General features: G+C 49.4%; 18 protein-coding genes and 1 riboswitch. Of the genes, 8 read left to right on the top strand and 10 right to left on the bottom strand.

From position 1 onward, the window contains the following. Position 1: 1 nt before the first annotated feature. Positions 2-213: riboswitch (cobalamin riboswitch) on the bottom strand. Between the two features lie 105 nt (positions 214-318). Both BGO59_RS12760 and BGO59_RS12755 read right to left on the bottom strand, forming a co-directional pair. Then, a complete protein-coding gene (locus BGO59_RS12760) occupies positions 319-1,695 on the bottom strand; it encodes a pitrilysin family protein (protein ID WP_293684005.1) in 1,377 nt (458 codons plus the stop codon). A gap of 6 nt (positions 1,696-1,701) precedes the next feature. Continuing rightward, complete coding sequence (locus BGO59_RS12755) at positions 1,702-3,045, bottom strand: pitrilysin family protein (protein ID WP_293684004.1); 1,344 nt, start codon at positions 3,043-3,045, stop codon at positions 1,702-1,704. Positions 3,046-3,255: 210 nt separating this feature from the next. Here BGO59_RS12755 and BGO59_RS12750 point away from each other — a divergent pair, with 210 nt between their 5' ends. The 3 genes from BGO59_RS12750 to BGO59_RS12740 all read left to right on the top strand — a co-directional run bounded on the left by BGO59_RS12750 (position 3,256) and on the right by BGO59_RS12740 (position 5,033). After that, complete coding sequence (locus BGO59_RS12750) at positions 3,256-3,609, top strand: PadR family transcriptional regulator (RefSeq protein WP_020597467.1); 354 nt, start codon at positions 3,256-3,258, stop codon at positions 3,607-3,609. Positions 3,610-3,626: 17 nt separating this feature from the next. Continuing rightward, positions 3,627-4,163: a hypothetical protein gene (locus tag BGO59_RS12745; RefSeq protein ID WP_293684003.1), complete on the top strand. Its 537-nt coding sequence runs from the start codon at positions 3,627-3,629 to the stop codon at positions 4,161-4,163. A gap of 99 nt (positions 4,164-4,262) precedes the next feature. Beyond that, on the top strand, positions 4,263-5,033 hold the full coding sequence (locus BGO59_RS12740) for an SDR family oxidoreductase (protein ID WP_293684002.1): 771 nt from the start codon (positions 4,263-4,265) through the stop codon (positions 5,031-5,033). On the opposite strand, the gene BGO59_RS12735 is transcribed toward BGO59_RS12740, so the two are convergent. From BGO59_RS12735 to BGO59_RS12725, 3 genes are all read right to left on the bottom strand, one after another. Further along, entirely contained in the window at positions 5,034-5,978 is a 945-nt protein-coding gene (locus tag BGO59_RS12735; protein ID WP_293684001.1) for a sugar phosphate isomerase/epimerase, read from the bottom strand. Between the two features lie 160 nt (positions 5,979-6,138). Next, a complete protein-coding gene (locus BGO59_RS12730) occupies positions 6,139-7,350 on the bottom strand; it encodes a DUF1501 domain-containing protein (protein WP_293684000.1) in 1,212 nt (403 codons plus the stop codon). 87 nt (positions 7,351-7,437) lie between these two features. Continuing rightward, a complete protein-coding gene (locus tag BGO59_RS12725) occupies positions 7,438-8,886 on the bottom strand; it encodes a DUF1800 domain-containing protein (protein ID WP_293683999.1) in 1,449 nt (482 codons plus the stop codon). Positions 8,887-9,061: 175 nt separating this feature from the next. Between BGO59_RS12725 and BGO59_RS12720 the strand changes: the two genes are divergently transcribed. Then, positions 9,062-9,628, top strand: a complete 567-nt coding sequence (locus BGO59_RS12720; protein ID WP_293683998.1) for an antitoxin Xre-like helix-turn-helix domain-containing protein — start codon at positions 9,062-9,064, stop codon at positions 9,626-9,628. 19 nt (positions 9,629-9,647) lie between these two features. Then, entirely contained in the window at positions 9,648-10,118 is a 471-nt protein-coding gene (locus BGO59_RS12715; protein ID WP_293683997.1) for an RES family NAD+ phosphorylase, read from the top strand. A 64-nt stretch (positions 10,119-10,182) separates the two neighbouring features. On the opposite strand, the gene BGO59_RS12710 is transcribed toward BGO59_RS12715, so the two are convergent. Together BGO59_RS12710 and BGO59_RS12705 are read right to left on the bottom strand one after the other, a co-directional pair. Further along, the gene (locus BGO59_RS12710; protein WP_293683996.1) at positions 10,183-10,758 is read right to left on the bottom strand and encodes a hypothetical protein; all 576 of its coding nucleotides are present in this window, start codon (positions 10,756-10,758) and stop codon (positions 10,183-10,185) included. Between the two features lie 66 nt (positions 10,759-10,824). Then, complete coding sequence (locus BGO59_RS12705; protein ID WP_293683995.1) at positions 10,825-11,532, bottom strand: hypothetical protein; 708 nt, start codon at positions 11,530-11,532, stop codon at positions 10,825-10,827. 193 nt (positions 11,533-11,725) lie between these two features. Between BGO59_RS12705 and BGO59_RS12700 the strand changes: the two genes are divergently transcribed. Together BGO59_RS12700 and BGO59_RS12695 are read left to right on the top strand one after the other, a co-directional pair. Beyond that, positions 11,726-15,784: a S8 family serine peptidase gene (locus tag BGO59_RS12700; RefSeq protein ID WP_293683994.1), complete on the top strand. Its 4,059-nt coding sequence runs from the start codon at positions 11,726-11,728 to the stop codon at positions 15,782-15,784. 63 nt (positions 15,785-15,847) lie between these two features. Next, on the top strand, positions 15,848-18,667 hold the full coding sequence (locus BGO59_RS12695; RefSeq protein ID WP_293683993.1) for a S8 family serine peptidase: 2,820 nt from the start codon (positions 15,848-15,850) through the stop codon (positions 18,665-18,667). Between the two features lie 100 nt (positions 18,668-18,767). On the opposite strand, the gene BGO59_RS12690 is transcribed toward BGO59_RS12695, so the two are convergent. After that, positions 18,768-20,372 carry a S8 family serine peptidase gene (locus tag BGO59_RS12690; protein ID WP_293683992.1) on the bottom strand — a complete coding sequence of 535 codons (1,605 nt, stop codon included), beginning with the start codon at positions 20,370-20,372 and terminating at the stop codon, positions 18,768-18,770. Positions 20,373-20,527: 155 nt separating this feature from the next. Next, the gene (locus BGO59_RS12685) at positions 20,528-21,646 is read right to left on the bottom strand and encodes a DUF3500 domain-containing protein (protein WP_293683991.1); all 1,119 of its coding nucleotides are present in this window, start codon (positions 21,644-21,646) and stop codon (positions 20,528-20,530) included. Between the two features lie 176 nt (positions 21,647-21,822). On the opposite strand from BGO59_RS12685, the gene BGO59_RS12680 reads away from it, so the two are divergent. After that, complete coding sequence (locus BGO59_RS12680; RefSeq protein WP_293683990.1) at positions 21,823-22,920, top strand: hypothetical protein; 1,098 nt, start codon at positions 21,823-21,825, stop codon at positions 22,918-22,920. A 43-nt stretch (positions 22,921-22,963) separates the two neighbouring features. Here the strand turns inward: BGO59_RS12680 and gldE are convergent, their stop codons facing one another. Then, on the bottom strand, positions 22,964-24,307 hold the full coding sequence (gene gldE, locus BGO59_RS12675; protein ID WP_293683989.1) for a gliding motility-associated protein GldE: 1,344 nt from the start codon (positions 24,305-24,307) through the stop codon (positions 22,964-22,966). Between the last annotated feature and the right edge of the window lie 24 nt (positions 24,308-24,331).

Below are 24,331 nucleotides of genomic sequence, written 5' to 3'. Positions count from 1 at the left end.
AGAACAGCGGATGGTTGTCGGCAGGTCTCCTGGCTCGTCTCATCGATTCGAACCTTCCCGCACTGAGTATCAGCGCAGTGGCCACGGAGTATGAATCGACTTTTTGAGAGACTTACAGTTGCGGGGACAGCGTTGGTATTTCACCAAACTTCCCTTTTAAGCCTTGAAAGTCGCCACGAAACGACATCAGGCACCGAAAACTCAGGGCAAAGGTAAGAGAATTTTGCAAAATGTAACGCGGGTGGTAACCCGCGCAGCACAGATACATCAGGTATTTCCATCGTACTCTGTACTGCGCGGGTTACCACTCGCGTTACCTTAAAAACCGTCGGCTTTGATTTCTTTCTCGGTAATAACTCCGTACTTTTTCACCTTGTCGCGGATGGCGTCGGCTTTACCAATCAACACAAACTGAAGGTTATTTTTCGGGAAATACTGATCGATAATCTGACGGGTTCTGGCTACAGTCAGTCCATCCACGTTCTTCTGGAAATTGTTGATAAATGATTCGTCGAAACCCAGACTGAACATATCCGTCAGCAGATTGGCCAGTTCAGAGGCCGATTCGTATCGGGGAGGGAAGTCAGCTTTGACGTAGTTTTTGGCTGACGAGAGCGTTTTCTCATCGATTCCCGTCTTATGCAGGCTATCAAGTACCATCAGCGCCATATCGATCGCCTGGGTCGTGGTGCTGACTTTGGTAAAGGTCGAAATGGCAAAGGTGCCGCTGTTCCGAAAGGTCGCAAATCGGCTACCGGCCCCGTACGTAAGGCCCGAATTGACCCGAAGCGCATCGTTGAGCCAGGAAGTAAACCGACCGCCCAGAATGGTGTTCACCACCGTAACCGGAATAAAATCGGGGTTATTTTGCGTGATCCCTTTTCCACCAATCAAAAATGTCGTTTCACGGGCATCGTCTTTGTTGACCAGCAACACCCGACTTTTATCGAAAACTACTGTCGGATCGCTTAGTTTAGGGGATGTAGCTGCCGCAGTTTTCCAGCCACCAAACAAATCGGTGATGCGTTTCTTCATGGCGGGGGTGTTGAAATCGCCCACTACAGCAATAGGCGCCCGGTCGGTGGTGTAGTTTTTCAGATAGAACTGCCGCGCATCGGCTACCGAGATAGCCGAAACCGACGTTGGGGTTCCCGTAATCGGGTTCGCGTATGGGTGCCCCTCGTACACAAATCGGTTGAAATAGGAATTGACAACCCCGCGCGGACTTTCTTTCTGTTGCGTTAGTTGAAGCAGTTGACGCTGTTTGTACTTGTCGAATTCCGCCTGATCGAAGGTTGGTTTGGTAATCACATCCTGAAGAATATCGAACAGCAAATCCTGATCTTTCACGGCGAACGAAGCCGACAACTTAGCCACCTCTTTACCGGCATAAGTATCGATCGAAGCCCCTACGTACTCGGCTTTTTCCTCCAGTTGAGCTTTGGTGTATTTAGAGCTACCGAACAGGAGTGCTTCGGCCGTCATGTTCGATAATCCATACCGATTTCCGTCCTGTACAGCACCTGCATCGAACACCGCCGATACATTGATCAACGGTACTTCATGCTGCTCCATCAGGTACACAGTCAGCCCATTTTTTAGCTTGAATTTCTGATAAGGGGGCACCTTGAACGTCTGTGCCCACGACGCACCTGCTACCAGTATGGCAAGCAGGACGAAAGATAGTTGTCTCATTGGGGGTTAGTTATTTTTCGACGGATTCGTTTTGGGTTCAGGCAGTAAATAGCCTACCGTTCGATTCCGGGCGGTGAGATAGGTTCTGGCAACGCGCTGTACGTCTTCTTTGGTCACTTTCTCATACAGCGACGGGGCTTCATATAACTTTTTGTAATCGCCGAAATACAGCTCGTAGGTTCCCAGCGAATTGGCCTTCCCGTTAATGCTTTCCATAGTACGATAAAACTCCATGAGCTTCTGGTTCTTGAGTTTCTGTAGTTCGACATCCGTAATGCCTTCGTTAACCACCTTATCGATCTGATGCAATACAGACCGCTCCAGTTGTTCGGCCGAAATACCACTGGCAGCAATCGCATAGATAGAAAACAGGCTGGGGTCGAACGATTGATCCATATTGGAAAATACCCGTGAGGCAATGGTTGAATCGAGGACAAGCGACTTCACCAACCGGGACGAATTTCCGGAACTGAGCACCCCGCTGAGCAGATCGAGCGCATAGTAATCCGGGTGGCGGGTAGCCGGTGTGTGATAGGCCAGCAGAATATTGGGCGTAGCAACGTCTTTATAGGTTGTGGCCCGACGTTCCCCATTCTGAGGTGGCTCCACCGTCCGAAGACTATCCGGCAGTTTTTGGGCCGGAATTGGCTCAATGTATTGCTCGGCCAGTTTTTTCACCTGAGCCGCCGTTACATCGCCCACCACCACGGCCACCGCATTGTTGGGTGAATAGTAGGTTTTGAAATACTTTTCGAGATCGGCCTGTGTCCATTTTTTGATGTCCGACTCGAAGCCAATGACTGGAAACATATACGGATGCTCGACAAAGGCTACCGACTGCACCAGTTCGCTGATCACCCGGTAATTGCTGTTCTCCAGGCCCGTACTCCGCTCCGACAGCACCACCCCTCGCTCGCTCTCGACCATTTTTGGGTCGATGGCTAAATCGCGTATCCGATCCGATTCCAGATCGAAAATCGTTTCGAGCGCACCACTCTGAAACCAGTCGGTATAAACGGTGGTGTTCTCGGTGGTATAGGCATTGTTGGAGCCGCCGTTGGCTTCCATCACCCGGTCGAACTGTTTGGGACCGTATTTTTTTGCCCCGTTGAACATCATGTGCTCAAAAAAGTGCGACAGGCCCGTGATACCATGCACTTCGTTACGGGAACCCACTCGCCAGAAGGTGTAGAAGTTGGCATTGGGAATCGAATGGTCTTCGAGGACCATGAATTTCATGCCGTTTTTAAGCGTGAACGTCTGAACGTCCTCCGGTTTGGGCTTATTCTGGGCCAGCAGGATACTTGTCGACAGTATCAGGCCAGCCAATAGCCCGGTTCGTTTGTTCATGAGAAAATTAGCTTGGAAAAGGCTAAAAATAACAGCGAAACCGGGGAGCACCAAAGGTCTTCTGACAGGATTTACAGGATTGACATGATTTGATTTTTTTAAAACCATATCAATCCTGTAAATCCTGTCAAAAAACAATATTTTTTACTTGCATATTTAATTTTCTTATATATATTCGTACCAGTAATCAAGGCTATTTGCAACAGTTATATGGAACCCGTCAGTAGTGAATTTCTACGAGGAACATTGAAAACCATTGTCCTGAAGCTCCTTTCTGAACAGGATAAAATGTACGGCTATCAAATCACACAGGCCGTAAAAGAACGGACTAAAGGAGAACTCACCCTAACCTTTGGTGCGCTGTATCCCGTGTTGCACAAACTGGAGCAGGAAGGACTGTTGATAACCGAATCTGTAGAAGTGGAAGGGCGGCTACGGAAGTATTATTCGCTGACCGACAGCGGTAATGAAGTTGCCCTTCAGAAAATATCTGAGTTTGAACGTTTCGTCGACTATATGCAGCAACTATTTCAAACCCCTCCATCAATAGCCTATGGCCATTGATTTAGCCTGTTACGTTTATGGAAAAGCTAACACCCCAGCAAATTGACCGCCTTTATACCTATCTCCTCCAAAGTGGCCTTACCGGCGAACTGTTTACTGAGCTACTTGACCATCTGGTTTGCGAGGTTGAGCACTACATGTGGATCGGCCTTCCGTTCGAAGCAGCCATGCACAAGACACTGATGGAGGCCAACGCCGAATCGGTTCAGAAACTCCGCAAAATTTACCAGCGTGAGCTGACGCTGGCCGATGACCAACTTGCTGAAGCCAGCCTGGATGATATTCTGTTCCAGTTTCGCAATAAGTCCTATGGTGCTTACGCCATGCGGCAATCCTATAACCGAACATTGGTCTACGCGCTGTTCGGCGCTTTAGGTCTGGGACTGATGATGATTGCGTTCCTGCATCTGATCAGTCAGAAAACCTGGTCGTACTGGAGTCCGTGGGGAATGATCTGGATCGCTGGGGTGGCCGCCGTCTCGGTAGCCGTAGTCATGTATTTTCTGAAACAGGAACGCTGGCAAACCGTACCCGATGGCGAAGACGAGTTGTAATTTACGGTTTGAAGTCTGTAGTTTGAGGTCCGAAGTTGGTCGATGCGATAGCGCGCACGTCGGCCAACATCAACCTACAGACTTCAAATTCAAACGAACATGACTCAATCTCTTTGGTCGCTCAAAGGCCAGCGTGCACTCGTAACAGGTGGCACTAAAGGTATTGGCGAAGCAATCGTCCGGCAGTTTCTCGACTTGGGCGCTTCGGTTTTCATCCTGGCCCGCAACAATGAATTACTCCAGCAGCAATTAACCGGCTATCGGCAACAAGGGCACACGGTGGATGGCATGGCTATCGATGTCAGCCAGCCCGGTACTGCTTCGCAGGTCGTTGAAAAAGTAAAAGCTACCTGGGGAGGCCTGGATATTCTGGTCAACAACGCTGGCACCAACATCCGCAAGCCCACTGCCGAATACAGCCCGGCCGAGTACGATCACATTCTGAACACGAACCTCCGGTCGGCTTATGAACTAACCCAGGCAGCGTATCCGCTGCTGAAATCGTCAGGCAATGGGAAGGTTATTTTTATCTCGTCAGTATCGGGTCTGGCGCATACCAGCAGTGGCTCCCTTTATGGGATGACCAAAGCGGCTCTTCTGCAACTCACCCGTAATCTGGCGGTCGAATGGGCACCCGATGGCATTCGGGTCAACGCTGTAGCACCCTGGTATATCAAAACACCGTTAGCCACACCCGTATTAACGAATCCCGAAAAGCTAGGCGGCATACTGAAACGAACGCCTATGAATCGGATTGGCGAGCCGGAAGAAGTCGCGTCAGTAGTGTCGTTCCTGAGCATGCCCGCATCGGGTTACGTAACGGGTCAAACCATATCGGTCGATGGCGGATTGATGGCATGGGCGTATTAATTACACCCCTGCCACCATCGCTTTCATTTTGGCCATAGCTGTATTGGCTACGGTTTGTGCTTCCTGAGCGTAGTAGGCCTTGTTAAACACTTCTAACGATAGTACGATAGGCTTGTCAGAGCGCTTGATGAGCCGGAGTGTGTCTTTGATTGGTGCTACGCCATCGCCAGGGAATACGCGGTCGGCATCCGTGATTTTTTCGCGCGTGAAGTCGGCGGTGTAATCATTGACGTGAAATCCCTCGATGGCTGACTTCCCAACCAGGGGCAGCATGGTATTGCCGGAGCCGCCTTTGTAGAGGTGGTAAATATCCAGCAGTACACGAGCCGATGGATGCCCACTTTCAATAGCGACAAACATTACTTCGCCCAGGTGACTCAGGTTTGGCGAAAAGCCCCACAGTTCAAGTTGTGGAATGACTTTCGTTTTATCGCTCAATTCGAGGATTGTCCGATAGCGCTCGGCTGCTTTATACAGGTCGATTTTAGGGCTGTTGGGCGTTTGTGCTCCAATGGGTGGCGTCGCTACCCGCATGCAGCCTACTTCGGCCAGCATGTCCATTTCGCGCTTCATCTGGTCAAGCCCTTTGGCGCGGTCGGCATCGTTGTCGACGATCCAGGGGGCAAAGCCAATCGCATTCTCGACCTTTATTCCTGTATCGCTCAGTACTTTGCGGGCATCGGCCGTACTGGCACCATTTTTCAGATAGGTCTGTAATGTTTCGATCCAGATTTCGACCGAACGAAAGCCCGCTTTGGAAGCCACCTCCAGTTCTTTCACAAACCCGAGCTTATGCCCTCGGATGGTACTCATGTTCAGGCATAGCGTAAACGGCGATTGAGCAGTTGGCGCAGCCAGTACTTCAGATGATTTTGGCGCCAGGGTGGTTCCAACGGTAGCGGTCAGAGCGGCCAGGGTTTGACGACGGGAAACAGATTGGGTCATGAACGATAGAGCATTCAGGCGGTTTAGCACTGCCTATTAAATGCGAAAATGGCCCAAACCTACTGCTACGCAAAGTAAAGAGCGAAAGAGTGAATGAGCGAAAAAGAGCCAGCGCCAATAATTCACTCATTCACTCTTTCGCTCTTTACTCTACGTAGCTTCAGACAATCTTGACGCCATCGAACTTACGCCCAAGAACGGCCACATCGTCGGCACCCAGGTAATCGCGGAGAAGGGTGGCGTAGATCTGACGAAAATCGACGGAATAGCGTAAATCGCCTTCATCCAGTTTGTTTAGATTGGGAGCTTCGTTCAAGACACGTTTGGAGGGTAATCCACCCCCGATCAGGAATACGTTATTGGCCGTACCATGGTCGGTGCCGTTACTGGCATTTTGCTTTACCCGACGCCCAAACTCCGAAAACGTCATGACCAGCACATCGTTCTGTCGGTTGGTCGCTTTCAAATCATTCATGAAAGCCGCCACAGCTTCGGCATACTGGCCCAATAGTCGCTCCTGCTGCCCCGGCTGGTTGATATGCGTATCGAAACCACTGATCGACACGTAGTAGACACTCGTTGCCACATCTGACTGAATCAGTTGCGATACAACCTTAAGCCGATTACCCAGTTCAGTTGTTGGGTAGGATGCCGTAGTGGTATAAACCTTCGCTTTATCATACACATATTCGGCCGACGACACTGTTTCGGCCAGGGTTTTGTACAGATACGCTACCGATTCGGGTTCCTGACTGGTGGCCTTATGCTCTTTATTGAGCCCGGTCACTAACCCACTACGCGTCTGACCGTAAAGCTTTTTCGGGTCTAAAACGGCCAATCCGTTCAATTCGGCTCCTTTCATCGCCAGACTTAGCGTATCATCCACCTCGATCGTGCGAAATGGCTGCTGCGCTTTCCCGGCACAGGCTGCATCTAGGTACCGCCCTACCCAGCCTGTTCGCAAATACTTATCGGAATCGCTGGCCGTCTGCCAGATATCCATCGACCGGAAATGGGAGCGATCCGGGTTGGGATAGCCTACATTGTTGATCACCGTCACCAGCCCCTCATCGTAGAGCGCCTTCAGCGGTGTCATAGATGGATGCAGACCGATTTCATCGTTCAGCGTCAGCACTTTTTCGGGGCGAATGGCAATGGTTGGCCGTTCGCGGTAGTAAATATCATTGCGGTAAGGCACCACCGTATTCAGGCCATCGTTTCCGCCCGAAAGCTGTACCACTACCAGAATTTTACCGTTCGATGCGAGTCGCTGACCCAGCATCTGGGCTTCATAGGCTTTCAGAAAATGCGGAATCAACATCGTTCCCGCTGTCGTAAAAGCCGATTGTTTAAGGAAGTTTCGACGGTTCATAGTTAAAGAGCGAAAGAGTGAATGAGTGAAAGAGCGAAAACTTACTCAAGCTATTTTTCGCTCTTTCACTCATTCACTCTTTCGCCATTAGGTTAGCTGATACTCAGGCAGGCTCATGAGCGCTGCGGTGAGGGTATGAATACGTTCAGAACGCGACTGACTGGGTTTAAGCGGATGTTCGACTACGGTGCGTTGTTCGGGACGAAGCGGAAAGGGCAGCAAAGTACTCGCAATGGCATCAGTCAGGTCGGCGTCGGGGGTTTTGGCAAAAGCCGATTCAAAGCTGGCCCAGTCGACCTTGGTTTGAAAACGGTTTCCTCCCTTACGTGCCAACTGCTGGGCATTAATATCACCCTCATCTTTGGGCTGAACAGTCACTTCGGCCGATTTCAGCACGAAGCTGGGCAATTGCATCCGAAACAACAGGCTCGACGAATCGATCCAGTTTTTACCACCGGGCCAGCCTGCTACATTGGGCGGATAGAACAAAATCTGGCCCAGCGTTCGCTGTACAAACACCTGTGATTGCGGTTGTTCGAACTGCACGCCCAGTGTATGACGCAGCCCCGCCAGCAACTCGACCGGCGATTTGATATGGGCACCGATGTTTTTGGGATCGTAGAACCAGTCGGCCGTGAAGATCGTCTCCATCAGTCCGGCAATGTCGTACCCGCTCTTATAAAACTGCTCGGTCAGCTCATCGACCCGTTTGGCGTCTTCCGTTTCGTTGACAAAGAATCGGTACAGTTTAGCCGTAATGAATCGGGCCGTCTGCATGTTTTCCAGCAACATCGCAATCACATCGTCGCCTTTGAAGTTACCCGTTTTGCCGAAAATGGTTTTCTCTCCATCGTCGTGTACCTGCTGGCGGAAAATAAACTGGCCTTCGGGCGTAAATTGCCAGCCTGTAAACGCTCTGGCGGCTTCTTTGATGTCGTGTTCCGAGTAATTGCCCCGCCCCAGCGTAAACAACTCCATCACCTCACGGGCAAAGTTTTCGTTGGGGGCGTTCTTACGGTTTTGCTGGTTATTCAGAAACTGAAGCATCGCCGGAGATTTCGAAACGGCCATCAGCAAATCGCCAAACCGACCGAGCGCATTCTGGCGGACTACGTTGGCGTACTGCTGCATAAACAGCGGATTGCGCCCCTGCGTGCGGCAGGCAAAGTGACCATGCCAGAACAGCGCCATTTTCTCGCGCAGGGCGGCTTTGCCCGTGGCCATATGGTCGAGCCATTGCAGATTCAGGTCGCGTACTTTTTCGGCATTTTCCCGAATCCGCTCTTTGAGCATATCCCGGTCGAGTTGCCCGTTTTGAAACAATCCCTTCAGTTGCTTTTTGGTCTCGTTCTGGTCAGGCTCCACCACCTGTAAATCTGTTATGGCCTCGCTGTCCTTAAACAATTGTCGAACCGCCTTTCGCAACGATTTATGCGACGCTTCCGCCAACTCGGCTGGCGTAGCGCCAAACCCGGCCCGACTGTAGAGGTATCGTAGCCGGGCCATATCCTGGCTGCTTTTTGTGAATAGTTCCATCCGTACGCAAAACAGTTGAGCCTGTATGATTACGTAGAAAAACAAAGGTTTAACATCAAGTTGTTAAAATCGTGTTAATGTGGCAACGGATGGAGAATGCTGTATCACCCAAGCAGAGTCTATAGAATCAACCTTGAAAAAATTCAGTTATATTAGTGAAAAAATTCCTCATAGGATGGCTATAAACACTGCTCATCATTCCTTATCGGGCTGGGGCTTCTCTACCAGTGATCTTATTCTACAGGCTCGCCAACGGCTACCGCGTACTCGAATTGATCAAATAGCAGCTATGGGTGGTTTAACCAAGAAAGAGATCGCGGGTGTTTTAGGCATTACCGAACGGAATCTGTACAATCAGCATCAGGGCGATTTGTCGGTCCAGCTTTCCGAACGGCTGTTATTGTTAGAAAAGCTGTTTACTCATGGGCTTGACGTCTTTGATCACCAACAAGCCGTGTTTACTACCTGGCTACGAACTCCTGTGGCCGAACTCGCTACACCCGAAGTTGGATTCGCACCGCCCCAAAGCCCATATACACCCAAACCGATTGCCGAGATGGGTACGAAACAGGGGCCACCTGACTTGTCGGTCCAAAGACATACCCAGTCTTTACCCCGCTCTCAGCCCGAAGCTTCGGCAGTCCGTCCTTATCCAACCCCATTATCACTGCTGGATACTGTTACAGGTTGTAAGCTGGTCGATAATGTGTTTACTCGTATCGAAGCGGGTGTGTTCAGTTAACTAATGTCTATTCGCTTGCGTGAAAGTTTATCGCATTCTAAAAGAGCCCTACTGGCATGATCCCTTGTCGGTTATCGGCGCTGAAATAGCAGGTGGACGCTGGAATCCACCCGGCATTGGCATTCTGTACACGTCTACATCGCCTGCGCTGGCTTTGCTGGAAACAATGGTTCATTTTCCACGAGTGAGCTATGACCAACTGCCCCGCCTACGGCTCTTTACGCTCGACATACCCGATGGTGAAGTCCGCTGGATTCATCCTGATTTTTTACCCGCCGATTGGGCGCACCCAACAGCGCTACCTATTACCCAGCAAGTACTCATGGAGTGGCTCCAACATCCTGTTGACTTCGGTTTAGGTCTTCCTTCGGCCGTGATGGATTTGTCGTACAATATTTTGCTGCATCCCCGCCACCCGCTTTATCAAACGATTACCATAGTCGGTGAGCAGAACATTGCTTTGGACAAACGCTTATGGACGAGTTCGTAAGCCAATAGGCAAAAACAAACCAGCCACACCTCACTGGTATGGCTGGCTTACTCAGCTATATAGACTAATTACGACGTCTTGCAGGATAAACATCTATGGTGGTTTCACCTTTGATTAATAATGGAGGGAGAATAGTTCCAGTTTCAACGCCTTTGGCCAAATGCCGATAATTATAGCGCTTTACATCGTTAATTTTATGCTCATCGTGATAGATTAACATATTAGCTGAAGAAGAAAGAATACTATCCTGATAGTTTTTCCTATCACAGATTATAGCGGGAAAAATATAAACTGGCAGGATAAAAGTTATCTCTTTTTGAGGTGCTATTACTTCCCAAAACGATGAGGAAGCTTGTATCGATTCTTGCAATATAGGGCTTAGGTGTTGTGGAATACCGACGGATAGTAAAATATTATCTATCTTTTTGTCATGCACCGTAAATTTAGCGGAACCAATTGCAAAAAGGCAGCACGTGTCTAAGCCTTTAGCCCGATCATAGAACTGATCTCCAATAAACTCAAGTGGTGATGTAATCACTCTGAAAGATTCAGTTACAGCAGAAAAGGAATATATCTCTTTCTGCTGTGAGAAAGCATTCAACGTGATGAATGTGAGGTAATAGAATATAAAATATTTCATAAGGTTTTGTTATTTATAGATACGGAGGCCAGGCTTTTTATCTGTTATTCAGACTAATATTAAGCATTAGTTCTTCCTGAACGAATTGATTAGCGAATCCCTTCGCCTAAGTAAATCCTTATTTCGAACCTCAAACGGTTCATACATTTGCTCAATCTCTTTATCCGTTTTGTAAAGAAAAAAGTTGACAGAGGTAAACGGGTCTGTTTTGGCGTTAGGTATACCCTCTGGAATAGCCTGATGGATATTAGTTAGATTAACGACCATACATTCGCTTATGCGTAACGTATAAACAAATACCGTTCTCCCTTTCAAAAGTGGCTGCCAGGGGGAAGAAGGGCTTGAATAAGAAGCGGCAGCGAAGGTACGAAATGTTTTTCCAGCCTCTTTTTCAATCATTGAACGAAGGCTATCAAATGAGCAAACTTTATCCAAAACATGAAACTGATATTCCAGCACAGGGCGCTCATACATGTCTTCTGGACCTTCGTAAGAGTCTAAAGCAAATCGGCCTTTGCGTACTTCATTTTTCAACGTCAGATAAATTTTGGGCTTATGCTGAACTAGACTGGTATCCTTTACAAATGTCCCGCTTTCAAAGCGCATATGATATGATTTTGCAATTTGTCCCACTGTCGCCGGATACGGTAGGTTCAAATCCCCAAACCGAAACTCACCAGTAATACAAAGGGGCGGCAGGTGGGAGATTTTTTTGATTTTTATGCCGCCATTTAGGAGGACTAAACAGCCTAATAATATTTTTGAGAAGTTCATACGGCTTTACTTATGGCCCAGTTAGACCGTTCTCCAAGTATTCCGTCACTGGCGAAGTCCTAACAAAGATTAATCAGCTGAACGGGTTAAAGCAAATTAATTTCATCACTCGAAGTCAGCCGCAACATTAGTCACTCTTTTCTCGTATCTATACATACGCTTTCGTTCTTGATCTGTAGGCGGCCTTTTCCATATGCTTCACATTCTACGGTCTCACCCATACAGGCTACTTTCGGCATTTTTACTGGCAGGTATTCAATCCGTTGTATCGGCTCAGTCTATACCTTATTCGTCAGCGCAACGGCAGCAGATCACCCAGCTTCGTCAACTGATTCAGCAAGCCCATGATGCCAGCTACAATCGGGCGGTTTCGCTGGCCAAACAACTGGGAAGACCATTGCGGGAGGTACGCTCCAATGGGCGTATTGTTGAGCTGGTCGGCATCGATGATTTTGGGAATTTACTCTATCAGGGTACGACCATCGTAGGCAATGCGCAGGCGGCCAATAGCACTAAAACATCGTCGTTGTATTCGGGAGGGAGTCTGGGGTTGAACCTGTCGGGAAGCAGTGCATCCGTACAAAACAAGTTGGGAATCTGGGATGGGGGCGCTGTTCTGAGCAGCCACGTCGAACTGAAAGGCCGTATTACCCAAAACGACAAAGCCAGCACTGCTGTCGATGACGAAGAACACCCAACCCACGTAGCCACCACGATGATCGGTGCAGGGGTAAATCCTCTGGCACGAGGTATGGCATTTGGAGCCAAGTTACAAGCCTGGGATTATTCGAGCGATATATCGGAAATGACTGCCGCGTCACCAAACCTATTGATTTCCAATCACTCCTATGGCTCGTTGGCAGGCTACCAGTATAATCCAGATCTGACGGGTTCGACCCAATGGCAGTGGTATGGCGATACGACCGTCAGTCAGGTCTACGATTATAAATTTGGCCTTTATGACTCACGTGCCCGCAACTGGGATCAGATTGCCAATGCAGCCCCGTATTATTTGATCGTAAAATCGGCCGGGAACGACCACGGAGCCGATGGGTATCCAGGTGGAGGACAGTCGTACTACCTGGTCAATCACGGTAATAAACTCAGTACTGTAACCCGCGACCGCCAAACCGGCTATGACCAGATTTCAACAAACGGCGTAGCGAAAAATATCCTGACCGTAGGTGCCGTGAACGACCTGACTTATGGCTATAATCAAGCATCCGATATTAAACTCGCGGATTTTAGTAGCTGGGGACCTACCGACGATGGCCGAATCAAACCCGATATTGTAGGGATAGGGGTCAACCTGCTGTCGGCCAATTCCAGGACGGACAGTGCCTATGTGAGTTTGAGTGGCACCTCAATGTCATCCCCAAACGTCTCAGGTTCTCTATTGCTCCTTCAGGAATATTACAACCAGCTCAATGCGGGTAAATTTATGCGGTCGTCGACCCTTCGTGGGCTGGTGTTGCATACGGCCAGTGAAGCTGGTCCTTCGCCCGGCCCAGACTACCGATATGGCTGGGGACTTCTGAATATGGAGAAAGCAGCCCAGGTTATTGGCAACACCGGCCAGAACCACCTGCTCAGTGAACGTACACTTAATCAGGGGCAGCGCGATACCATTCAGGTAGTAGCATCGGGGCGGGGCCAGCTTGTTGCGACCATCTGCTGGAACGACCCGGCTGCTGCCGTTTCTGCCTCATTGAACAATCGAACTCCCAAACTGGTCAACGACCTCGATATTCGTATCAATGATGGCACCACAACCTGGCAACCCTGGATATTGGACCCCGAAAACCCGGCCAATGCCGCGACACGGGGCGATAACATCCGCGACAATATCGAACAGGTGTTACTAACCAACACCATTCCGGGAAAGACTTACACGCTAATTATTTCACACAAAGGTACCCTGAATGGAAGTAAGCAGGATTATGCACTGGTGGTGAGCGGCATCGGCGGGAAAGTATATTGCGAATCGAAAGCCAACTCAACAGCCGACACCAAAATCAGCCGGGTTCAGTTCGGGAGCATCAACCAGGCCGGAGCCGATGGCTGTACGTCCTATACCGATTTTTCACAGGTTAGCACAAGCGTTCAGGCCAACCAGCCGATTCCATTGATTGTATCGCTGGGCACATGCGGGAGCGTCAAAAACGTCGTTGTGAAAGCGTTTGCCGACTGGAACCAGAACGGCAATTTCGACGATGCGGGCGAAACCATCGCGACATCGAGTGTTTTGCCGAATTCTGATCAGTTTTCTACCACGGTAACCATTCCGGGAAACGTTCAGAACGGACAGACGATTCGCTTACGAATTGTGGCAACCGAAACCGATAACCCTGCCAATGTGGTGGCTTGCGGCACCTACGGCAATGGCGAAACCCAGGATTATACCCTAACCATCATCCAGACACTAAACGACGTTGGTGCCACGGCCCTGATTTCGCCCGATGCCAATTTCTGTGGTCTGACCACGTCCGATCTGGCCATAACGGTCCGCTTGCACAATTACGGTTCTGTCGACCAGACCAACGTGCCCGTCACGGTAAAAATTACGGATACCAATAATACCGACGTAACGACACTGACCGGAACCCTGCCTAAACTTTCGGCTTTTCGGGATGGTATTTTAACCCTGAACAAACCAGCCAGTACATCACTGCTTGCCGGACAGACGTATCGATTTACGATCAGCACGAGTCTAAACTCCGACCAAAATACCACTAACAACAGTATCATCGAAACCAGAACCACAGGCAATACACCAACGAATGGGATCTTTACAGCTACCCGCTGCGGTTCTGATACGTTGGTTTCACTCCGAAACACAGGCGAGGGTACGGCTTTCTGGTACGATACGCCCATAGGTGGCAACCTGCTAGCAGCCGGTAATCAGACGTTTGCACAACGAGTGCCGTCGGCAGGACAGTTTTACGTGGCTCTCAACGACTTTTCGGGAACGATTGGCCCGGCTACTAAATCTGTATTTGGTGGCGGAACCTACTATGGTGCCTATACACCAGCCCCACTCATTTCTACTACGGTTCCACTACTTATTGAAAGCGCCCGACTTTACATCGGCGATGCGGGTCAGATTACGTTCACAGTCACTAAGTACGACAATACCACGATTTCAAGCGTTACACTGGACGTTACCCCTACCCGTGACCAAAGTCTGACCGCTACAACCAGCAATGGCAATTTACTGGACGACCCCAACGATCCGGGCGCTATTTATCCGCTAAATCTGCGTATTCCGGCAGCAGGCGACTACAAGATCACGATTTCATACTCAGGTGGAGCGTCTATCTTTCGGAGCAATAGTGGGGTTACTGGTGTTCCTTATCAACTCAAAGCGCAGAACGCGCAACCCATCGTTACCCTTAAAGGCGCCCTATTCAATAATGGCACCTCAACCGATACGCTTACAACGTCCTGGTATTATTTCTACAACCTCAAAGTCCGGTCGCTGGACTGCCCGAACCCACAACGCACACCCGTAAGTATTTCGACGGGCACTTACCCAACTGCTTCCATCAGTCCATCGGGCTCAGCCAGTATTTGTCAGGGAGCCAGCCTAACCTTACAAACAACGAACGTAACCGGACTGACTTACCAGTGGTATCGAAATGGCCAACTCATTTCTGGCGCCACAAGCAGCATTTTTCAGGCCAGTACAACTGGTAATTACACCGTACGGGTAGCCAACACCTGCCTGCCAGTCAGTTCGTCGGCTATAACTGTTGCGGTCAATACACCACAAACTCCGACCGTAACGGCTAATGGCATTACGCTTACCTCCAATGCGGTTTCCACGATCCAATGGCTGGTGGATGGTGTACCGATCAGTGGAGCTACTTCCCCCAGTTACACGGCAATTAAGTCGGGAAGGTATGCGGTTCAGGGAAATGTGAATGGTTGCGGGGTAGCTACATCCAGCGAAGTCGTGATTAGTATTCTGGCTACGGAGCCCACCAGCGCCGAAGAAGGGTTGAGCGTCTACCCGAACCCAGCCACGAAGGAGATGACTATCTCCTGGACAGTTGCTACATTGCCTCAGCTCCCTAGTTTCCAACTCACCGATCTGCAGGGTCGCATTCTTCGGAGAGCCACGTTACAAAAGGATGGAAAAAGTTATTCAGCGGTAGTTGATGTAAGTGACTTGCCCGACGGTACGTTTTTTGTGGTTGTTGAAGACGACCGAACGCAAAGCGTTCAGGTAAAACGGATTCGCAAACACTAATTGCAACGGCATCTGGAACGGCTCTACAGGCACACGTCAAGTACATATTATAAGGCACAGGGCATGAATTTCAGGGGTTTCGGCCTGCTGCTGTGTATCTATGTGGCGTTTTTTGCAGGGGCTACCCATAGCTCTGCCTGGGCACAACGTTCTCAACAAAACGACGTACCGAATTGGCAAACCGATTTACTTAAACGATACGAAAAGAACCGCAAACAAACACGTCAATTTGCCCGTCGGTATCACTGGCCTATCCGCAAAAACTATTCCAATCAACGTGTTCTTACCCTGCAGGAAATTGACCCACTGGGGCAACCCGTTTATTATTCGCTGCATAATGTCGAAGCGGCTCAGGGCACCCGGACGCAAGCCTTACAGGCTGGCGGCTCTTTGTCAATTGCCTTGTCGGGTAATTCGACTTTAGTGGAAGGCCGGCTGGGTTTATGGGATGGTGGTCGGGTGCTCAATACACATCAGGAATTTGCGGGGACGCCCTATGGAAACGCCAAGATTATCCAGAAAGACAATGGAGCATCGGTTAACGATCACACCACCCATCTAGCAGGTACATTGGTAGCTCAAGGCATCAATGCCAGTGCAAAGGGGATGGCTTTCGGTGCCCAATTATCAGTATGGGATTATACTGATGACATTAGCGAACTGACTACTGCGGCTCCCAATCTACTGATTTCTAACCATGCTTATGGCCCCGTAGCAGGCTGGGTATATAATGACTCAAGACCAGGAAAAAATCCGGACCTTAAGTGGGAATGGTGGGGCACTCCATCCATTAACGCGACGGAAGATTACCTGTTCGGCTTTTATTCGACCAAGACTCAGGACTTGGACAAACTGGCTTATAATAACCCATTCTTTCTGATGGTTCGTTCGGCCGATAACAAACGAGCCGAAACAGGCCCTCCCGATGGCACAGCCTATTACCTGAAAAATACGGACGTACAGAGTACAGTAGCCCGGAGCCGAAATGATACGTATGATGTGATTCCGGCCGACGCCACCGCCAAAAATGTCCTGACAGTTGGCGCTGCCAATATTACGTATTCTGGCCCAAGTGAGCCTGTACTTGTCGGATCAGCCTCGTACAGTGGCTGGGGCCCTACCGACGATGGCCGAATCAAGCCTGACTTACTTGGCATTGGCACGAGCGTATTCTCGTCAGTAGGCAGCGGTGTGAACGCCTACGGCACCTATAGCGGCACCTCCATGGCCTCGGCCAATGTATCGGGTTCTTTATTTCTGTTACAGGAATTATATGCACGTCAGCGGGCTGCTGGTGCCCTATCGGGGGGGCAATTTATGCGGGCTGCTACGCTGAAAGGGCTGGTCCTTCATACAGCCGACCGACCAAACCCGGAAGTCGGCCCCGATTACCGCCAGGGTTGGGGCCTGCTCAATACCGAAGCGGCTGCCCGAATAGTACTAAATGAAAACCGGGCACATCTTTTTTTGGAACAAAGCCTGACACCGGGCAGCACCTTCACGAAATCGGTTGTAGCACAAGGCAACGAGCCACTCGTCGTTACCTTAGCCTGGACTGATCCAGAAAGTACTGCAACTAGTATTACCCCTGCTTCGGTCAACAGCCGAACGCCCAAACTGGTCAATGACCTTGATCTGCGAATCAGCGACGGCCAGCAAACCACGCTGCCTTTTGTCCTGAATCCGGCTCAGCCTGCTCAGGCTGCTACACGGGGCGATAACATCCGCGACAATGTCGAGCAGGTATATATTGCCAATCCGATACCTGGCAAAACATATACCATCACGGTTTCGCATAAGGGTAAGATGACTTACTCCAGCCAGCCTTACTCGATTATTGTCAGCGGTCTTTATCGGATAAACTGCCAACTGACCGCTCGCATTGTACCAACGCAGGATACTACCATCTGTCCAGGGGCTACACTGCTTTTACAGTCGGATACGGCTTCTACGGCTACGCAATACAAATGGTTTCGGAACGATACGCTCCTGACTGGCGCTACTAAGTCTACCTATCAGGCCACGCAGGCGGGTTCATATAAACTCCGGATTACATCCGAAAACGGCTGTTCTGCCACCTCACTACCCGTGACAATTACCCTTCGGAACGCCGAAATCAGCCTTACTCCATTGGGTAATCAGCTACTTTGCAGTACCAACAGTCAGGTACAATTGGCCGTGATCCCGATCAAGGGAGGAATCCTCACCAGCGCCACGTTCGACTGGCTACGCGATGGAACAGCCATTAACGACGCTCATTCCAGCACACTTAATGCGGACCAGCCCGGCCGATACCAGGTAAAGGTCACACAAAATGGTTGTCAGGCTGTTTCCAACACAACAGTCCTTCTGTCATCATCAGTCAATAGTCTCACCTTATTACCCGAAGAAACTGACTTATATCTGCCACAAGGGGCCACAGTAACACTAAAAGCCCCCATCGATACCTCGTATCAGTACCAATGGTATCGAAACGATCAGGCCATTGCCAACGCCCGTGAGTATCGTCTTGCCGTTGCTCAGGCGGGTGTATATAAAGTGCAGGTGACACAACACACCTGTGTAGGCTGGTCAACCGTTCGCTCGGTTCGAACAACCGCTCTCCTTACTGCTACTAACCCCGACCCAACTAACCTAATCATGTTTTACCCAAACCCGGCCGAAACGACTCTCTCGATTCGTTACGTGAATCCAGCGTCAAGACAGGTCCAAATTGGCATATTCGACCTGCACGGTGTTTTCCAGCACCACCAAGTATCCCTAACCGCCCCTAATGGTCAGTTTGAAGGAGCCATTTCGGTTGGCGATTTACCCCCCGGATTATACATCCTTCAATTAACGGATGGTCTCACCTCGCAAACCAGTCGATTTATTAAGAAATAAGCCTTTGCCCAACGCTAAGTCTCAATAGAGGCTACTAACTAAAAATGAGCAATGACCAATCTATAAGGCCATTGCTCATTTTCAATTAGGAGTTTCTCAACTATTTACCCTTGCCCGATGCAGCTTCCTGGGCAATCGCCAGTTTTACAGCCTCATACAGGTTCACAATACCGCCGGTTTTCGACAGCGTATTAAAGGCTACTAAATCACTGGATTCAGGCCGGGTTACTTTGGTGGTGTACGGAGTCGCCGATTGCAGAATAATGCGTTTAATATCGGCGTAGGTCAGCTTGGGAAAATAGGCTTTCAACACAGCCGCCACGCCCGCCACTACGGGCGATGCCATACTGGTTCCGCTATTGTTCTCGTATTTGCTACCCGGTACGGTGGAGTAAATATCCTTGCCTGGCGCAAAGACATCGACATTCTGCTTTCCATAGTTCGAAAAGCTGGCAATCAGTTCAGCGTTATTTGGCTCGGCACTGGCACCTACCGTAATCACATTTGGAATAGCGGTTCCATCCATAAAGCGCGGAGCGGGGTAATTGGCCGCTGTGTCGATGTCTTTTCCATCGTTTCCAGCGGCATGGACCAGAAGCACGCCTTTCGAAAGGGCATACCGCTCAGCATCCTCAACCGCCTTACGCTGGGGCGAATAGTCTTTCCCAAAACTCATGTTGATGATCTGGGCACCATTATCAACAGCATACCGAATGGCATTAGCCACATCTTTATCACGCTCGTCGCCATCGGGTACGGCCCGAACGCCCATGATTCGTACGGCATCGGCGACGCCCATAATCCCTAGATTGTTTGTACGATCGCCCGCGATGATACCCGCAACGTGCGTACCATGATCAGGGCGAGGGCCAGCAATATCATTGTTCCCGTAATCACGCTGATTCAGGTCATTCGGGTTGTCGCCAACAATTGAGCGTGCATCGAAATCTGGATTGTAGTTGTATTCGGCCCGCGACTTTAACTGCTCATTGTATTTTTCAAGCTCTTCCAGTACAACATCGGCATCGGGAGCCCCCTGCTGACGCAATAACCGAAGTACACCCAACACAGGTCGTTTCATAGCGGCATCGCTAAGCGTATCGGCAGCCTTGCGGAGGGTCATTGTGTCGAGCTTCGTTACGTGCAACATTTTTTTGAGGTTATCGACCGCCGACGAATACTGGCTATAGAATTGGCTGATACCCTGATATTCTGCCTTATATTTTGACTGGCTCTTTTCGACTTCCTCCTTCGCCTTCACATACTGGTCGTACTCTTTCTGCTCGTCGGGTTTCAGACTTTTCCGGTCTTTGCCTTCATACTTGGGCTTTAACTGGACATATAATCGGGTCACTTCAGCCGTTTCGTAGCTGACATTGCGCCCGTCTTTACCACCAATGAAGTTCCAGCCGTGTACATCATCCACATAGCCATTTTTGTCATCGTCTTTTCCATTACCGGCAATCTCTTTCGGATTCACCCACAGTATCCGCCGAAGATCTTCGTGCGTTGTATCGATCCCGCCATCGATAACGGCCACAACAACAGGCGTAGGTTTACGATCTTTCAGCAGTTCGCGATAGGTACGCTCCACGCTAATTCCGGCCGTATTATCGGTTTTATCTTGCAGATACCACTGCGTTTGCTGCGCCAGGGCTGCCAATGAAAATAGACAAGCCGACGCGCTGATAAGGAGTTTCTTCATGAATTGATAACAAATAATCTTCACAAATTACGAAGAAGTACCCTACAAAAAGGCTTAAAAGTTGTTAAATGATTATTAGGTCGACCATATAAACAATGGCCTTCGGAAAAACAGTGCATTCCGAAGGCCATTGTTTATGCGATCGACGCAGTAGACTATTTGTGACTGGTATTCTGATAATGCTCGCCCAATACGTCTTCGCCCCAATCGTTGGTCAGGTCCCGAACCACCGTATGGATATGATTAGCATTTGTTTGTGTGTTGTCGTACTCAATCAGAATGGTCGGGCCATGAATGCGATAATACCAACCTTTACCAGCGCCCAGCTCGGGCGTCAGATCACCGGCCCAGGCAAATCGGAGATTATCCAATCCAGCTTTCTCCAGCTTATCCATCTGCTGCTTGGCCAGTGTAATCCGATAAGCTGCCAGATAGGCTTGTAGTAGATCTTTAAACAGTTTTTTCTGCTGGGCATTCATGTCGGCGTACGTCAGCCCATCCATTTTTTCCAATGATGCTTTCCGCTTGTTGCTGGTCACAATTTCCGGGTAAGCCACTGGATCGAGGATCGCCTGTTTTCGCTGATCGTCGGAAAGTGTTTTCAGCAAAGCAAATGCCCGCTCGGTTTCCGGCTTCAGAATCTCTCTTCCTTTCTGGGGGAGATCTTTCACCCGTGGGTCCGACATGCGTTTATCGGCCATTTGGGTATCATACTGCAAAACACCAGGGTTACTGCCAAAAAACGTTGGCGTGTAAGCCAGAGCTTTTCCGTCGGCACTCGAAAAATTCAACGACAGGTGATGCCCCTCGATGCGCCAACCCCAGGGGTCTTTGCTGGAAGGATCGCCGAACACAGTAAACGAGTAATTTTCCGGATCGCGATAGGTATCATTGGGTGGCCGATTATCGATAACACGGAGAACATTTTCCATATCGATAATGGACGTCACTTTCTCATAGCCCTGCACACTCAGCCCTGTTTTGAGCAACTCCATAGCCGCCTTTCGCTGTTCGGCCGTCATTTCTTTCAGCGGCAGTCCCTTTCGGGTTCTGGGCACAAAATGCCAGTTAAATCGCTCTTCATCGCCAAAGGCGAAGGTAGCTTTTTGCTTCTGCTCAGGCGTGAGCATCGCCAGAAACGTTCTGGCAGCATTTGTCATCTCGTCTTTTGTTCGTTGTTGAACAGGCCGTGTGCTGGGCGAAGGAGCAACCTGACCCGATACGTGCAGATGCCCAGCCAATAGGCAGCCAACGAGAAAAAATACATGTTTCATAGGAGAAGGGCATTTATCCAATAAGTTGTAAAGGGGCTTTGCGGTTGCATTTACCTATTGACGATTGCCGGAAGGTTTACCATTCTGTCAAAGCGGGTTAATTATATCCCATTGTTTTCCAACAACCTGGGTATTTTCCTTGTTAAATGCACAACTCACTGTTACAAACTACGATCATGTCCACCCGGCCTCCGAACAACAGTACGGGTCCATTCGACCACCTATCCTTACGCTATTTGCGGCAGGCACTTGATATACCGCATCCAAGCGACGAGCCTTTTGTATTCAATCCGGTTGAATACCGGGTAATTCGACGTGCAAAACTCACAACCTTAACCATGGCAGCTCTACTAGGGGTGTTCGGTGGCTTATTGTTGTATTTGCCCCAGTACACCTGGCCTGAACTATTCAGCCATACAACGATAGGGTTGTTTGGAAACACTTACGAGTTACCCCTAATTACGACATTATACACACTGCTGCTGGTTTATCTGGAAATCAACTTATTGTTGGCTATAAATGGCTGGGGGACCAAGATTATCATGGAAGTCTGTCAGTTTCCCCGTGCGCATGATGCCCAGTACGAACGTCATTTACAGGCTCTGGCAACAGCGGCTTTCGAGAAATCGCAACCGGGCTTTCTTCGCTTCGGCATTGACCCTTACTTAACCATGCCTCGCTGGGGATTAACCCTTTTTTTCTTGCTCAATATAATTAAGGCGTCTTTAACTGCTCTGATCGTACGGTTTATAGCCCAACCATTTATTGGACAACCGGCTTCAGACCTTATTGGGCTACCAATTTACGCGCTATGGAATGTCTGGTCGTCCAGACAGGTATTACACGAAGCACAGGTACGCGTTATGGCCCCTATCACCATCCGCGAATTTGTACACGAGCTATATGAAGAATGGGGAAAAAATGATCAGTTTCGCCCACTGATTTTGGAAGCGCTACAGTACATGTCCATTCTGGACCGACCTTACAATTATGCCCATTTCCTGCTTACCGAAACACTGAAAGACCGATTCGAACTTCGATCAGAGACAGCCATTGCTGGTATGTTTACCGAACAAGCTCCTAAAGCCCCCGTTGCAGTGCGTCGTAGCCTGGAGCGACTTGTTGTGTTCAGTGCATTGATTGATGGTCGGTTATCACGGCTTGAAAAAAGTCGCCTTCATCGGCTTCGACAGATTGGCTTTATGACCTATTCCGTAAAAGAAGTCCGACAAATGAGTACGGATTACAATCAGGGCCGTGGTTTGTGGGTCTAGCTGTCGTAGACAAAGCCTATGCGCCATACTCTATAAAATTAGGCTATTGTTCCTGAGCAACCACATCGATTTTTCGAACTCGAACTTCGTTGATCCGTTTATCATCGGCCGAAAGCACCTGAAAAACGAATCCATCGTATGTAGTTTCATCACCTGCTTTTGGCAATCGATGAAACAGTTCGAGTAGTAACCCTCCCAGCGACTCACTATCTCCTTGTACGTCTTCAAACGTAGTGGCATCCACATTCAGGATTCGGCATACATCGGTCAAAGGCATCTTACCTTCGAAAACAACCGTCTGCGGATCTTCACGTCGGTAGCCTACGGGCGTTTCCTCATCGAATTCATCGTTGATATCACCAAAGATTTCTTCAATAATATCTTCCAGTGTCACCAGGCCACGGGTACCACCATACTCATCGACAACAATAGCTATGTGAACCCGACGCTTCTGGAAGTCCTGAAGCAGATCATCGACTTTTTTATTTTCGGGAATGAAAAAGGCTGGACGCAACAACGATTGCCATCTAAAGTCGTCCGATTCATGAATATGCGGTAGCAAATCTTTGATATAAAGAATCCCTTCTATTTCATCCAGCGACTCACCATAAACAGGCACTCTGGAGTAACCTGATGCGTTGATTTGCGCCAACAGTTCACCGAATGGCAACTGATCTTTTACAGCCGAAATATCGAGCCGAGTACGCATCACCTGCCGGGCCGTTAGATTGCTGAAATTAACGATTCCCTTAAGTATTTCTTTTTCTTCGACGGTTGCATTCGCCCCGGTCAATTCTACTGCCTGGCTCAGTTCTTCGACGGATAGCTTATACCCACGTCGCTGAATCCGTTTGTCTACCTGGTTACTTAGATTAACCAGCATCATAGCCAACGGACGGAAAACCATCAGGCCAATCTGCGCTAAAGCAGATGTCTGACGAGCCACGCTTAAGTTGTTTTGACTGGCATATACTTTTGGAACGATCTCCCCGAATAAAACAATAGCAATAGTTGTTGTCAGGGTCACCCCAATCAATATCCAATCGGCATTAGCTACCCCCTGCAAAAACTCCCATGTCAGGTAGGTAACAATAACTACAATGGCAATATTGAGGAGATTATTAAAAATAACCAACGAAGCTAACAGACGCTTAGGGCGTTCCAACAGCTGAGCAATTCGTTGATCAGGCGCTTTAGCGCTCTCCCGACACTGAGCACGGTCGTCGGGCGATAGCGAGAAGAAGGCGGCTTCGGACGCTGATACCAGACCGGCCAGCGTGAGCAGCAGTAAAATTAAAGCCGTGTAAGGGGCGTATAAATCAAAATAGGTGCTCCAGCCATCTACGGCTGGGAGCACCTGTCGAGGAAGTGGGTCACCAGGATCCATGTATATCAGTTCTCGTTCAACAAT

Origin of the sequence: Spirosoma sp. 48-14 (assembly GCF_001898575.1) — a bacterium.
Taxonomy (GTDB): domain Bacteria; phylum Bacteroidota; class Bacteroidia; order Cytophagales; family Spirosomataceae; genus Spirosoma.
The sequence above is the reverse complement of the archived record's forward strand: the minus strand, read 5'-3'. Positions and strand labels throughout refer to the sequence as shown.